The organism is Brachybacterium sp. (assembly GCF_052095815.1).
In the GTDB taxonomy this organism is placed as follows: domain Bacteria; phylum Actinomycetota; class Actinomycetes; order Actinomycetales; family Dermabacteraceae; genus Brachybacterium.
Window position 1 is genome coordinate 54393 of the sequence record NZ_JBQDLF010000012.1, and the last position, 12999, is coordinate 67391.

The 12999-nt window shown below is 70.4% G+C and carries 12 protein-coding genes; 6 read left to right on the forward strand and 6 right to left on the reverse strand.

Features of this window, described 5'->3' with window-relative positions:
- Positions 1-4: 4 nt before the first annotated feature.
- A complete protein-coding gene (locus tag ACTH43_RS07235; RefSeq protein WP_441444249.1) occupies positions 5-817 on the reverse strand; it encodes an IclR family transcriptional regulator in 813 nt (270 codons plus the stop codon).
- A gap of 145 nt (positions 818-962) precedes the next feature.
- Here ACTH43_RS07235 and manD point away from each other — a divergent pair, with 145 nt between their 5' ends.
- Positions 963-2210 carry a D-mannonate dehydratase ManD gene (gene manD, locus ACTH43_RS07240; RefSeq protein ID WP_441444250.1) on the forward strand — a complete coding sequence of 416 codons (1248 nt, stop codon included), beginning with the start codon at positions 963-965 and terminating at the stop codon, positions 2208-2210.
- Positions 2211-2633: 423 nt separating this feature from the next.
- Here the strand turns inward: manD and ACTH43_RS07245 are convergent, their stop codons facing one another.
- Together ACTH43_RS07245 and ACTH43_RS07250 are read right to left on the reverse strand one after the other, a co-directional pair.
- Positions 2634-4016, reverse strand: a complete 1383-nt coding sequence (locus tag ACTH43_RS07245) for an MFS transporter (RefSeq protein WP_441444251.1) — start codon at positions 4014-4016, stop codon at positions 2634-2636.
- A gap of 121 nt (positions 4017-4137) precedes the next feature.
- Positions 4138-4584, reverse strand: coding sequence for a MarR family winged helix-turn-helix transcriptional regulator (locus ACTH43_RS07250; protein ID WP_441444252.1), 447 nt, complete (start codon positions 4582-4584; stop codon positions 4138-4140).
- A 247-nt stretch (positions 4585-4831) separates the two neighbouring features.
- Here ACTH43_RS07250 and ACTH43_RS07255 point away from each other — a divergent pair, with 247 nt between their 5' ends.
- A complete protein-coding gene (locus ACTH43_RS07255; RefSeq protein WP_441444253.1) occupies positions 4832-5914 on the forward strand; it encodes an alkene reductase in 1083 nt (360 codons plus the stop codon).
- A gap of 82 nt (positions 5915-5996) precedes the next feature.
- On the opposite strand, the gene ACTH43_RS07260 is transcribed toward ACTH43_RS07255, so the two are convergent.
- Both ACTH43_RS07260 and ACTH43_RS07265 read right to left on the reverse strand, forming a co-directional pair.
- The gene (locus ACTH43_RS07260; protein ID WP_441444254.1) at positions 5997-6989 is read right to left on the reverse strand and encodes a sugar kinase; all 993 of its coding nucleotides are present in this window, start codon (positions 6987-6989) and stop codon (positions 5997-5999) included.
- Positions 6986-7636 carry a bifunctional 4-hydroxy-2-oxoglutarate aldolase/2-dehydro-3-deoxy-phosphogluconate aldolase gene (locus tag ACTH43_RS07265; protein WP_441444255.1) on the reverse strand — a complete coding sequence of 217 codons (651 nt, stop codon included), beginning with the start codon at positions 7634-7636 and terminating at the stop codon, positions 6986-6988. The genes ACTH43_RS07260 and ACTH43_RS07265 overlap by 4 nt, the downstream gene beginning before the upstream one ends.
- 156 nt (positions 7637-7792) lie before the next feature.
- On the opposite strand from ACTH43_RS07265, the gene mgtE reads away from it, so the two are divergent.
- The 4 genes from mgtE (at position 7793) to ACTH43_RS07285 (ending at position 12811) form a co-directional block, all read left to right on the forward strand.
- On the forward strand, positions 7793-9151 hold the full coding sequence (mgtE, locus tag ACTH43_RS07270; RefSeq protein ID WP_441444256.1) for a magnesium transporter: 1359 nt from the start codon (positions 7793-7795) through the stop codon (positions 9149-9151).
- Between the two features lie 191 nt (positions 9152-9342).
- A complete protein-coding gene (locus ACTH43_RS07275; RefSeq protein ID WP_441444257.1) occupies positions 9343-10365 on the forward strand; it encodes a LacI family DNA-binding transcriptional regulator in 1023 nt (340 codons plus the stop codon).
- Positions 10366-10477: 112 nt separating this feature from the next.
- Positions 10478-11785, forward strand: coding sequence for an ABC transporter substrate-binding protein (locus ACTH43_RS07280; RefSeq protein ID WP_441444258.1), 1308 nt, complete (start codon positions 10478-10480; stop codon positions 11783-11785).
- A 60-nt stretch (positions 11786-11845) separates the two neighbouring features.
- Positions 11846-12811 carry a carbohydrate ABC transporter permease gene (locus ACTH43_RS07285; protein WP_441444259.1) on the forward strand — a complete coding sequence of 322 codons (966 nt, stop codon included), beginning with the start codon at positions 11846-11848 and terminating at the stop codon, positions 12809-12811.
- On the opposite strand, the gene ACTH43_RS07290 is transcribed toward ACTH43_RS07285, so the two are convergent.
- Positions 12794-12999: hypothetical protein (locus tag ACTH43_RS07290; protein ID WP_441444260.1), on the reverse strand; the 206-nt coding region annotated here is incomplete at its 5' end. The genes ACTH43_RS07285 and ACTH43_RS07290 overlap by 18 nt on opposite strands.

Here is a 12999-nt window from a genome sequence, read left to right on the forward strand (position 1 = left end):
TCACTCAGCGCGCGAGTTCGAACCCTGCCGGTGCGAGGCGGCTGAGCTCCTCGTGCAGCAGTGCACCGACCTCCTTGCGCCGCGCCGCCCCCATCCGCTCGAGCGGCCCAGTGACGCTCACGGCGACCGAGCGTCCGCCGGTGCGGGTCAACGCCATGCCCACGCAGGCGATGCCTGTCTCATTCTCCTCGATCTCGGTGGACCAGCCGCGCGCCGCGGCCTGATCCACCACCTCGGTGAGGTGCTGCAGGCTGATCACGGCCCCAGTCTCGCCCGCCCCCACCTCAGTGGCCTGGGCGTACGCGGCAAGAGCGTCCCCTCGGACCCCGTCGGCCGCGAGCATCGCCCGGCCCATCGCGGTGCGAGCCGCCGGCGCTCGGCTGCCCACCCGCGACCACACCCGGAGCGTGCGCTCGGGCTCGACCTTGTCGAGGTAGAGCACGCGGGTGCCGTCCATCTGCCCCAGGTGCACCAGCTCCTGGGAGTGCTGGGAGATGCTCGCGAGCGCCGGCGCGAACAGGGTCGGCAGGTTCTCGCCGGCACCGTAGGCATGGGCGAGCTCGAGCGGGGTGGTGCCCAGCCGGTAGCGCTGGTCGCTCGCTGACTGCTCCGCGAAGCCACGGTGCATGAGTGCCCGCAGCAGGCGGTGCACCGAAGCCTTGTTCAACCCTCCGGCCTCGGCGATATCGCGCAGGGACATACCCTCGGGGCCGGCTGCGGCCAGGATCTCCAACAGGATCAGTGCCTTGTCCACGCTGCCGACGGGGGAGGCAGCGTGGGGCTCGGTCGGCTCCGCGCCGGATGCAGAAGTGGTCATCTCGTGCCTCTCTCCGTGGCTGAGCAGATGTTGCTCGGTGCGCATGGCACACCTAGACTCGTCACGAACTACAGAATAAGCGTTCCATCATATAAAACAGCATCGAGGTCTCGCAGGTCGCCACCTCGCCCCGGAGGAGCCCCGCATGGCCATCGATCGCATCGACGTCAACGTCACCAGCCCTGGCCGGAACTTCGTGACCGTCAAGGTCACCACCAGCGACGGCATCATGGGCCTCGGTGACGGCACCCTGAACGGGCGCGAGCTCTCGGTGGTCTCCTACCTGCGCGACCACGTCGCCCCCACCCTCATCGGCCGCGACGAATCCCAGATCGAATCGATCTGGCAGTACCTCTACCGCAGCCCCTACTGGCGCCGCGGACCGGTGACGATGAGCGCAGTCTCCGCGATCGACATGGCCCTGTGGGACATCGCCGCGAAGAAGGCGGGGGAGCCGCTGTACAAGCTGCTCGGCGGTGCCTCCCGCAGCGGCCTGCTCACCTACGCCCACGCCTCCGGCACCACCATCGAGAAGCTCAACGAGGCGATCCACGGCTACGTCGAGGACGGCTTCCGAGCGGTGCGGATCCAGGCGGGCGTGCCGGGGCTGGACCAGATCTACGGCGTGCACGACGCTGCTCCCGGTGGGAAGTATGAATACGAACCGGCTGGGCGGGCGACGGCGGGAGCAGGGGGCACGACGATGCGGCCGACGGAGGAGTCCTGGGACACCGCCGCCTACCTCCGCCACCTGCCGACCGTCTTCGCCGGAGTGCGCGACGAGTTCGGCCCCGAGCTGCGCCTGCTGCACGACGGCCACCACCGCATGACCCCGATCGAGGCGGCGAAGCTCGCGAAGTCCCTCGAGCCCTACGACCCGTTCTGGCTCGAGGACTGCACCCCCGGCGAGGACCAGGCGGTGCTGCGCCTGGTGCGCCAGCATTCGGTGACCCCGCTCGCGATCGGCGAGGTGTTCAACTCCGTCTACGACTACCAGACGCTGATCACCGAGCGCCTGATCGACTATGTGCGCTCCTCCGCCACCCACGCCGGCGGCATCACCGGACTGCGCCAGATCATGAGCTTCGCCGCGATCTACGGCATCCGCTCCGGCTTCCACGGCCCCACCGACGTCTCGCCCGTGGGGATGGCCGCGAACCTGCACCTGGGCCTCGCGATCCACAACTTCGGCATCCAGGAGTACATGCCGCACTCCGAGAGCACGCTGTCGGTGTTCCGCACCAGCTACCGCTTCGAGGATGGCCTGCTCCACCCGGGCGACACCCCGGGCCTCGGCGTCGAGCTCGACGAGGAGGCCGCGGCCAAGCACGACTACCAGCCCGCCTACCTGCCCGTGAACCGACTGCGGGACGGCACCGTCCACGACTGGTGAGGCGTCCGGTCCGGTCCGGTGAGGGGTGCACGGTGATCGGTGGCCGCTGGCCAGTCCGAACCGTGGCTACGTCGCCCACGACACGCTGTGAGGATGCGTCGAGATCACCGATTCCTGTCGTTTCTGGCAGGGAACGGTGATCTCGGTGGACGACGCGCGGCGTGTCCAGGATCAGCTGGGGTGTTCCGGTCAGCTACGGCGTGTCCGGGGTCGGCTTCGAACCGTGGCTCCGTCGCCCACGACACGCTGTGAGGGTGCGTCGAGATCACCGATTGCTGTCGTTTCTGGCAGGGGACGGTGATCTCGGTGGTCGACGCGCGGCGTGTCCGGGCCAGCTGGGGCGTTCCGGTCAGCTGGGGTGGATCAACGGTAGTGGTCGATCGACGGTCGGGGCGGCCTCACGGGACAGAGGCAGGCTCGGTCTCACCCCTCGTCGCCGACGGTGATCGCCTCGGCCTGCTCAAGGTCGGTGAGCTGGTGGTGGGTGCCGACTGCGGCCAGGTGGCGTCGGCCGCGGACCAGCATGAGCATCGAGATCACCAGCGCGCCCGCCGCGAGCAGGTAGGGGGCGCCGGCCACGGTCGCTGCCGCGAGCGGGCCCGCGATCGCCGGGGCGATCGCACCGCCGAGGAAGCGCACGCCCGAGTAGGCGGAGCTGGCGACGCCGCGGGGCAGGTCGGTGGCCTCCATGACCGTCTCGGTGAGCGCCGTGTTCATGATGCCCAGCAGCAGCCCGCCGATCACGATCAGCGTGATCAGACCGGTCATCGAGGTGTGGAAGATGCTCATCACCAGCATCAGCACCGCGAGCAGGCCGAGTGTGGTCAGCAGCGTGGGGATGAGTCCCAGCTTCCGGGTGAGCACCGGGGCGACGAACACCGAGGTGATCGCCAGGCCCAGCCCCCAGCCGAAGAACACCCCGCCGATGCCGAGCGCGCCGAACTCCATCCCGTGCGCGGCGGCCGCCGCCTCGAGCGGGAACGGGGAGTAGGCCAGCAGCGTGAAGAAGGCGAAGTTGTAGAAGATCGCGGTGAGCGCGAGGGTGCGCAGCGCCGGATGGGAGAGTGCCCGGAGGGAGGCCAGCGGCGAGACCGGTGCGGGACGTGCCTCCTTCTGCAGCAGCACCATGATCGCCAGGAAGCCGACGCCCATCAGCACCGCCGTGCCCGCGAAGGGGGCGCGCCAGGAGACGTTGCCGAGCAGCCCGCCCAGCAGCGGCCCGAAGGCCATGCCGATGCCGAGCGCCGTCTCGTACAGGATGATCGCGCCCGCGCTCGGCCCGGCGGTCGCGCCCACGATCGCGGCCAGCGCCGTGGAGATGAACAGCGCGTTCCCGAGGCCCCAGCCGGCACGCAGGCCGATGATCTCCCAGACGCTCCCTGCTCCCGCGGCCAGCGCCGCGAAGAGCACCACCAGCACCAGTCCGATCAGCAGCGTGCGCTTCACCCCGATCTTCGAGGCGAACCAGCTGGTGAAGAACATGGCGATCGCGGTGATGAAGAGGTAGCTGGTGAACAGCAGCATCGCCTGCGAGGGCGTCGCGTCCAGCTGGCTGCTGATCGCGGGGAGGATCGGGTCCACCAGGCCGATGCCCATGAACGACACGGTTGCGGCGAAGGCGATCGCCCACACGGACTTCGGCTGGCGGAACGCCTCGCGCAGGGTGGGTACTGCGGTCTGGATTGGTACCGCGGGCTGGGTGGGCGCCGCGTGCGGGGCGGGAGTCGCTGCAGTGGCCGGGGCGGTAGTGGGGGCGACGGCGGGTGCGTGGGGAGCGGCGGTGTGCTCGGGGGTATGTGCGGTCATGCGCTGGGGGTTCCTTCGGTGGGAAGTACGGCGGCGAGGGGGCGACGAGGCGGGGCGACGGATCCGCGACGGATCCGGCTCGGGGTCCGGCTCGGGATCCCTCGCAGGGTCGGGCTCGGCGTCAGCCGTCGTGGGCGTCGACGAGTCCGGCGAGGATCTCGGCGGCGCGTGCGAGGGTTGCGAGGTCGGCGTCGGGCAGCGGCTCCAGGAGCGCACCCACGCCCTCGGCGAGCTGGGCCCGCCAGGCGGCGAGCTGCTGGACGCCCTGCTCCGTGGTGCTGACCAGCCAGGAGCGGGAATCTGCCGGGTCGGGCTCGCGGCGTACGAGCCCTTCCTCCTCGAGGCGCTTGATGACGGTGGTCGCCGTGGGGCGGGAGACCCGCTCGCGGTCGGCGATCTCGCTCAGGCGCAGCGGGCCGTGCCGGTCGATCGTGGCGACCACTCGCCAGGAGACGGTCCCGACGCCCACCTCGGAGCGTCGCGCCGCGAGCCGGGAGAACTGGCTGCAGACGAGGGCGAGGTGCTGGGGGAGCTCGCCGGGAAGCGAGGTGGGGGAAGTGGTCGACACGAGACGTCAATATAGTTAGCAATGCGAACCAGTGCAACGGGGCGGCCGGGCCGACGTGACAAGAAGATCGTTCGGCCGGAATGCGGCGGCCTTGAGGAATAGACGCCGGGAGAGGCTCGTTGGCGCAGGCGAGCACGATGAGACTGACGAGCACGCCCCGACGAGCACGACCCGACGAGCACGACGAGACCCGCCGCCCCGCGCTGTGCACCCGCTCTGTGCACCGCGCCGTGAAGGAGCATCCCGCATGACCGACCTGATGACACCGCTCGAGCTCGGGGAGCTCACGCTCCCCAACCGGATCGTGATGGCTCCGCTCACCCGCGCCCGCACCGGCGATGAACGGGTCCCCACGGAGCTCAACGCCGAGTACTACAGCCAGCGGGCAGGCGCCGGGCTGATCATCAGCGAGGCCACTTCCGTCAGCCCTCAGGGCGTGGGATACCACGGCACTCCCGGTATCTGGAACGACGCGCAGGTGGCAGGGTGGCAGAAGGTCACCGAAGCCGTGCATGCCGCGGGCGGCCGGATCGTCCTGCAGCTGTGGCACGTGGGCCGGATCTCCGATCCCGAGCTGCTCGGCGGGGAGGCGCCCGTCGCCCCCAGCGCCGTCGCCCCCGCCGGGCGCGTGGCACGACTGCGGCCCAAGCGTCCGTACGTGCAGCCGCGCGCGCTGGCCGTCGAAGAGATCCCCGGCATCGTCGAGGACTTCCGGCACGGTGCCCAGAACGCGAAGCGGGCCGGCTTCGACGGCGTGGAGATCCACGGCGCTAACGGCTACCTGATCGACCAGTTCCTCCAGGACAGCACCAACCAGCGCGCCGACGAGTACGGCGGCTCGGTGCGGAACCGGGCGCGCTTCCTGCTGGAGATCACCGACGCGGTCCTCGACGTCTGGGGCCCCGGCCGGGTGGGTGTGCATCTGCGCCCCCGCGGCGAGGAGCACGACATGGGCGACAGCGATCCTCGCGCGATCTTCGGCCACGTCGCCGAGGAGCTCGGGAGGAGGAAACTCGCCTTCCTGTTCATCCGCGAGGTGGAGGACGAGGACAGCCTCGTGGGCGTGATCCGCGGGCTCTTCGGTGGTCCCGTGATCGCCAATGACGAGATGACTGCGGCCGACGGTCAGCGGCTCCTCGAGGCCGGCGCGGCCGACGCGGTCGCCTTCGGCCGCGACTACATCGCCACCCCGGACCTCGCCGAGCGCATCGCGGCCGGCGCCGTGCTGAACCCGCAGCACAAGGCCACCTTCTATCCCGATACGGGCGAGGCGCTCTCCGTGGGCTACATCGACTACCCCACGATGGCCGAGGCGGCGCTCGCGGTCTGACGCCAGCAGTTCGCCCCGCCGACGGCTGAAACGGTCAGCGGCTCACCCTGCCATCAGCTGACCCTGCCCGCGGCTGAAACGGTCAGCGGCTCACAGGGTCCGCCGCGCCGCCGGAGAGCAGGGCGTCGAGGTCGCGCAGCCGTGGCGCTCCCTCCCAGTCCCCGGGGGTGGTGCAGGCCAGCGCCCCGCAGGCGTTCGCCCGGGCCAGCTGCGCGGGCACGTCGAGCCCGTCGAGCTGGGCGCTGAGGTAGCCGGCCACGAAGGCGTCCCCGGCGCCGACGGTGTCGACCACGTCGACCCGGTGTCCGGGCGCCTCGTGGATCGTGCCGCCCGCGAGGGCGGCGCCACCGTCGGCCCCGAGCTTCACGACCACCTGGCGTCCGTCGGCCTCCAGTGCGTGCAGCAGGGCGCGGTGGTCGGACTCCATGACGGCCGGCGCGAGGATCGAGAGCTCCTCCGGCCCGCCGAACACGACATCGACGTGCTCGAGGATCTCGCCCAGCAGCTCCCCGAGGCGCTCCCGCGTTCCCAGCCGCGACCGGTAGTTCACGTCCAGGCTGACCTGCACTCCTGCCGCTACCGCGCGCTGCACGGCAGCGACGTTCGTGGCGTGCGCGGTCTTCGAGAGCAGTGGGGTGATGCCGCTGAGGTGCAGGATCTCGGCCTGCTCGATGAGCCCTGCCGGGATGTCGCCCGGGGTGAGTGCGGAGGCGGCGGACCCGGCCCGGTAGTAGTCCACGCGGGTGGTGGTCCCGCTGGGGCGGGACTTGATCATCAGGCCCGTCGGCCGCTCCGGATCGACCGTGCAGTGCACCTCGACGCCCTCGGCGCGGATCTCTCGGGCCACGTGCGTGCCCAGGGGGTCATCGCCCACCCGGCTCACCCACGCGGAGGGCACGCCCAGCCGGCGCAGCCCGATCGCGAGATTCGATTCCGCACCGCCCAGCGAGATGTCCACTGAGGGCAGATGGGCGAGCGAGCCGATCGTGGAGGTGCGCATCAGCGCCATGGTCTCGCCGACGGCCACCACGCGGGGCCCGGCCGACGCACGACCGCCCTCGGCCGGGACACTCATGCGCCGGCCTCGCGGGTGGTGACGCCGACGAACCTCGCCGCGCGCTCGGCCAGCTCCTCGAGGCTCCCGCCCCGGAGGGCATCGCCCAGCAGCGGCCCGCCCACGGAGACCGCCTCGGCCCCGGCCTGCAGCCAGGCCGCCGCCGCCTCGAGGTCCACTCCGCCGGAGGGGATGACGCGGATGCCGGGGAACGGTCCGCGCAGGTCCTTGAGGTAGCCGGGGCCCACCACAGAGGCCGGGAACACCTTGACCGCCGCCGCGCCCGCGGACCAGCCGGCGTGCAGCTCGCTCGGAGTGAGACCGCCGGACACGATCGGAATCCCGGACTCCGCAGCCGCTGCGAGCAGGTCCGCCCGGGTGATCGGGGTGACGATGTAGTGGGCACCGCGTTCGGCGGCGGTGCGCAGATCCGCCGGATCGGTGACGGTGCCGACGCCGATATCGAGCTGGTCCCCGAAGCGCTCCCTCAGGGCGGGCAGCTCGTCCAGGGTGCCGGGGGTGGACAGGGTCAGCTCGACGGAGCGGATCCCGGCGCCGGCGAGGGCCTCGAGCACGGGGGCGTACTGATCGGCGCGCTCGCCGCGGATCACGACGATCAGCCGGGCGGCGGCGGTGCGCTCGGGAAGGGACGGGCGTGTGGTGGTCATGACGGGTCTCCTTGGCGTTGCCGGAGTGCATGGCGGAATGGCCCGACCGGCGAAGTTTTGACATGCGAAACGGATGTTTCGATATACGTGACAGTCTACCAACGTCGCACGGATCGATCCGGGGACTCCCGCGACCACGTCGGCCACAATGGCTCTGTGACTCCAGCCAGCGCGACCATCGATACCGTCCTGACCCTGCTGCGCGGTGAGGAGCAGGATGAGGCCCAGCTCGAGCAGCTCGGCCTGGAGGCGCAGACGCTGCCGATCGGCGAGCTCGTCTACCTCGTGGAGACCCGCCCCGCGACCGAGGCTGCGCTGCTGTTCCGGGTGCTCGGCAAGACCGCCGCCCTGGCGGTGTTCGAGGCGCTGCCGGCGCATCACCAGGCCGAGCTGATCTCCGCGCTGCGCACCCAGCAGGTCGCCCACATCATCGGCGAGCTCGACCCTGACGACCGTGCCTCCCTGTTCGATGAGCTGCCGGCCTCGGTCGCCGAGCGGCTGATGCACGGCCTGGATGCCGCCGAGCGCGCGATGACCACCGCGGTCCTCGGCTATCCGCGCCACGCGATCGGTCGATACATGTCGCCCGAGGTGCTCACCCTGGCCCCCGGGCTCACCGTGAGAGAGGCGCTCGAGCATGTGCGCGCGCAGGCCGAGCAGGCCGAGACGATCTACCTGCTGCCCGTGGTGGATGATTCCCGCTTGCTGCTGGGCGTGGTGGGGCTGCGCCGCCTGCTGGTGGCCGACGGCGATGCGCTCGTGGGCGATATCGCCCACGTGCCGGTCAGCGCGACCGCGACCGATGACCGAGAGGATGCCGCGCGCCGCTTCTTCGCGGCGAAGCTGCTGGCCATGCCCATTGTGGACGGCGAAGGGCGGCTGGTCGGGATCGTGACCGTCGATGACGCCGTGGACATCATCGAGCGTGAGAACGCCGAGGATTCCGCCCGCACCAGCGGCTCCGAACCGCTGCCGCGCGCCTACCTCTCCACGCCGATCCTGCGCGTCGTGCGCAGTCGCATCGTCTGGCTGCTGGTGCTCGCGATCTCCGCGATCCTCACCGTCCAGGTGCTCGAGGTCTTCGAGGATCGGCTGGACCAGGTGGTGATCCTGGCGCTGTTCATCCCACTGCTGACCGGCACCGGCGGCAACACCGGAAACCAGGCCGCGACCACGGTGACCCGCGCGCTCGCCGTGGGCGAGGTGCGCGTGCGCGACCTGCCCCGGGTGGTGTGGCGGGAGCTGCGGGTGGGCACGGTGCTCGGCGTGGTCCTCGGAGCGCTCGGCTTCCTGGTCGCGGGCCTCGTCTACGGGTGGGCGATCGGCGCGGTGATCGGCACGACGCTGCTGTCGATCTGCGCCATGGCCGCGATCGTGGGCGGGATGATGCCGCTGATCGCGAAGCGGGTGGGCGCGGACCCGGCGGTGTTCTCCAACCCCTTCATCTCCACCTTCTGCGACGCCACCGGCCTGATCATCTACTTCACGATCGCGACGGCCGTGCTGGGTCTCTGAGGCCGACGGGCCCCTCGCCGAGCGGGCCCTTGACGCCTCCTGCGCGGCACCGCATACTGACTGGCACGAAGGTGTCGAAGCGCTTCGACTCCACCTGAGTGATCCCCTCCCTGAACTGACGGGGCGGTGAGTTCGATCTGATCGAAGCGCTTCGACTGATGGTGTGGAAGAGCTGATGAGGAGGTGCGGAGATGGCGACGATGAGTGATGTGGCGCGCGAGGCCGGCGTCGCGCTGAGCACCGTCTCCTACATGCTCTCGGGGGACAAGCCGGTCGCAGCCGCCACCCGTGAGCGCATCGAGCTCGCGATGCGGGAGCTCGGCTACCGCCCCAACGCGATCGCCCGCAGCCTCGCCAGTCGGCGCACCCGGATCCTCGCCCTGCACCTGCCGGAGTTCGATGTCTCCGCCGGCGAGACCGTCTTCGAGATCGTCCGCGGGGCGTACGACCGTGCCGCCGAGCGGGGCTACCTGCTCACCGTGTGGCCGATCGCCTCGCAGCGAGCCCCTCAGGAGCTCTCCGACCTGGTGGGTCAGGGGCACGCCGACGGGGTGCTGCTGGTCGAGGTGGCGCTCGACGATCCGCGGATCGAGAGCCTGCAGGACGCAGACGTCCCCTTCTTCTCCGTCGGCCGCAGCCGCGAGAGCGAGCAGCTGCACTACATCGACATCGACTTCGAGACCACCATCGCCCACGCGCTCGACGCGCTGGCCGATTCCGGGCACCGGGACCTGATGCTGATCGGCCGCTCCCGCGAGATGGAGGCCTCCGGCTACGGCCCCGCCGTGCGCTCCCATGAGGACTTCTCCCGCCTCGCCCAGGAGCGGGGCCTCGCACACCGCGAGTACGCCCTGGATCCCAGCCCGCAGGCAGGCCGCGAGCTGGCCCGCGAGGTGTTCACCGCCGGCCCGCGCCCGGATGCGGTGGTGGCGATGAACGATCTCGCCGTCGTCGGCTTCGTCAACGAGCTGCAGGCCATGGGACTGGACGTGCCCGAAGACCTCTCCATCGTCACCGTCGTCTCCTCCAAGCGCACGGCGTCGATGACCACCCCGAGCCTGGCCTCCTGGCGGGCACCGGGAGAGGAGATGGGACGACGGGCGGTCGACGGCCTGCTCGACCAGCTCGCCGACGCGAACGCCCCGCCCACGCAGGTGCTGGTCGTCTGTGCGCCGTTCGACGGCGGCTCGGTCCAGGACCGGCGCGTCGGCTGAGCGGCCACCCGCTCAGCACCGGCACCGCCCCGCACCACCCGCACCCCCCCCGCCCCCCGCACCTCCCAGAGGGCCCCACCCGAGGGTCCTTCCCACAAGGAAGTAGGAACTCATGAAGCGCAGGAATTTCACCACCCTCCTCACCGCCTCCGCCCTCGGCGCCGCCGCCCTTCCCGCCCTCAGCGCCTGCGGCGGCAGCGGCGGCGGCTCGGGTGACGGCACCTCGCTGGTCATCTGGCACTACGAGAACGAGGACTCCGCGATGGGTCAGGCCTGGGCGCTGGCCCAGGAGATCTTCGAGGAGAAGCATCCCGAGGTCACCGTCACCGTCGAGAAGCAGACCTTCGAGCAGCTGCAGAAGAACGCGACCATCGTGCTCACCGGCGACGACGTCCCGGATCTGATGGAGTTCAACAAGGGCAACTCCACCGCCGGGCAGCTCGCCGCGCAGGGCCTGATCGAGCCGTTCACCGAGATCGCGACCGAGAAGGGCTGGGATCAGAAGCTCTCCGCGAGCCTGCAGACCACCTCCCGCTACGACGAGTTCGGCCTGATGGGCTCCGGCGACTGGTTCGGCCTGCCCAACTACGGCGAGTACGTCTACGTCTTCTACAACCAGCGGATGTTCGACGAGGCCGGGGTCGCCGTCCCGACCACGCTCGAGGAGTTCGAGGACGTCCTGCAGACCTTCGTCGACAAGGACATCATCCCGCTGGCCGGCGCCGGCGCGGAGTACCCCGCCGGGCAGCTCTGGTACCAGCTCGCCCTCGCCCACGCCGACCGTGACTTCGTGGACGCCTACCAGCTCTTCGACGGGGAGGTCGACTGGGCGGCGGATCCGATCCTGGCCGGCGCCCAGCGCTTCGCCGACTGGGTCGCCAAGGGCTACCTCGCCGGCGACTCCGCCGGCCTGACCGCCGAGGACATGGGCACCGCCTTCATCTCCGGCACCTACCCGATCATGTTCTCCGGCTCGTGGTGGTTCGGCCGCCTGGTGGCGGAGATGACCGACGAGTGGGGGCAGTTCCTCTTCCCCGGCTCCGACCTCACCATCGGCTCCTCGGGGAACCTCTGGGTGGTGCCCGCCAACGCCGCGAACAAGGACCTCGCCTACGAGTTCATGGAGATCACCATGTCCCAGGAGGTCCAGGACCTGCTCGGGGCGAAGGGCGGCCTGCCGGTCGCGGGGGACACCTCGGCGATCGAGGACGAGAAGACCCGGGAGATGACCGAGAACTTCGCGGCCGTCAACGAGTCCGATGGCCTCGCGTTCTACCCGGACTGGCCCGTCGCCGGGTTCTACGACCAGGTCGTCAGCGCGATGCAGTCCCTCATCAACGGCTCCAAGTCTCCGGAGCAGGCGATGGCCGAGCTCGGAGAGGTCTACGCGACCGGTCGCTCCGACCTCACCGGTGAGTGAGACCAGCACAGTCACCCGGGCGGGCTGCAGCAAGCGGCCCGCCCTCCCCAGGGAGGAAGCATGTCCACCACAGTCGCCCCACCGTCGTCGACATCCGTCGCGCGACCCCCGCGGAGACGGCGCCCTCGCAGCGCCGCCGCCGGGTACTGGCCCTATCTGATCCCCGGTCTGCTCTCGTTCGGCGTCATCATCCTGGTGCCGTTCCTGCTGAACATCTGGTACAGCCTGCACAGCTGGAAGGGCGGGCTGTCGCCGAAGCGCTGGATCGGTCTGGACAACTACGTCGCGCTGCTGTCCGACGACGCGTTCTGGCTCTCGTTCCGCAACTCGCTGTCGATGATCGCGGCGATGGTGGTGGTCCCCACCCTGCTGGGCCTGCTGCTGGCCGCGGTGCTGTTCGACTACGTCGCCAAGCACTGGAACAGCAGGGTCGCCGCGTTCCTCCGCGCCACCTACTACCTGCCGCAGATCCTGCCGATCTCGGTGGCCGGCATCGTCTGGAACTGGATCCTGAACAGCCAGACCGGAGCGGTCAACGTGCTGCTGCGGGGGATCGGGATCGAGGCTCCGCCGAACTGGCTGGGCAGTCCCACCCTCGCCCTCGGCTCCGTGATGCTGGTGCTGATATGGATCCAGATCGGCTATCCCACGGTGATCTTCATGTCCGCCCTGGCGCGGGTGGATCCCGAGCTGTACGAGGCGGCCGAGCTCGACGGTGCCGGCTGGTTCGCCCGCTTCCGCGCCATCACCATCCCGCAGATCTCCCCGGAGACCTTCGTGATCGTTCTGACCTGCACCATCGCCGCCCTGAAGGTGTTCGCGCCGATCTACGTGCTCACCCGAGGCGGTCCTGAGGGGTCCACGCTGGTGCCCTCGTACTACTCGTTCCTGAACTTCTTCGACACTTCGCGGGTGGGCTACGGCGCCGCGATCGCGACGGTGCTGACGCTCATCATCATCATCGTCGCGGGCGGCATCCAGGTGCTCCAGAACCGCAGTGCCCGCAAGTCAGAGGAGGGCCGCTGAGATGGCCGCAGTGATCACCGGCAGCCCCGTCCCGTCGGACTCCACACCGTCGGACTCCACACCGTCGGACTCCACACCGTCGGACTCCACCCCGTCGGGTCCCGGCTCGTCGAGCTCCACCCCGACGGGCCCTGGCTCGTCAGGTGGCGCGTCCGTCGGGCGTCGGCGCAACCGCCACCAGCGGGGCC

What these genes read in the sequence shown, in the direction of transcription:
- ACTH43_RS07265 (WP_441444255.1), bottom strand. Translation starts at nt 7,636, where the DNA reads ATGACCACCACACGCCCGTCCCTTCCCGAGCGCACCGCCGCCGCCCGG.
- ACTH43_RS07280 (WP_441444258.1), top strand. Translation starts at nt 10,478, where the DNA reads ATGAAGCGCAGGAATTTCACCACCCTCCTCACCGCCTCCGCCCTCGGC.
- ACTH43_RS07255 (WP_441444253.1), top strand. Translation starts at nt 4,832, where the DNA reads ATGACCGACCTGATGACACCGCTCGAGCTCGGGGAGCTCACGCTCCCC.
- manD (WP_441444250.1), top strand. Translation starts at nt 963, where the DNA reads ATGGCCATCGATCGCATCGACGTCAACGTCACCAGCCCTGGCCGGAAC.
- ACTH43_RS07245 (WP_441444251.1), bottom strand. Translation starts at nt 4,016, where the DNA reads ATGACCGCACATACCCCCGAGCACACCGCCGCTCCCCACGCACCCGCC.
- ACTH43_RS07260 (WP_441444254.1), bottom strand. Translation starts at nt 6,989, where the DNA reads ATGAGTGTCCCGGCCGAGGGCGGTCGTGCGTCGGCCGGGCCCCGCGTG.
- ACTH43_RS07285 (WP_441444259.1), top strand. Translation starts at nt 11,846, where the DNA reads ATGTCCACCACAGTCGCCCCACCGTCGTCGACATCCGTCGCGCGACCC.
- ACTH43_RS07235 (WP_441444249.1), bottom strand. Translation starts at nt 817, where the DNA reads ATGACCACTTCTGCATCCGGCGCGGAGCCGACCGAGCCCCACGCTGCC.
- ACTH43_RS07275 (WP_441444257.1), top strand. Translation starts at nt 9,343, where the DNA reads ATGGCGACGATGAGTGATGTGGCGCGCGAGGCCGGCGTCGCGCTGAGC.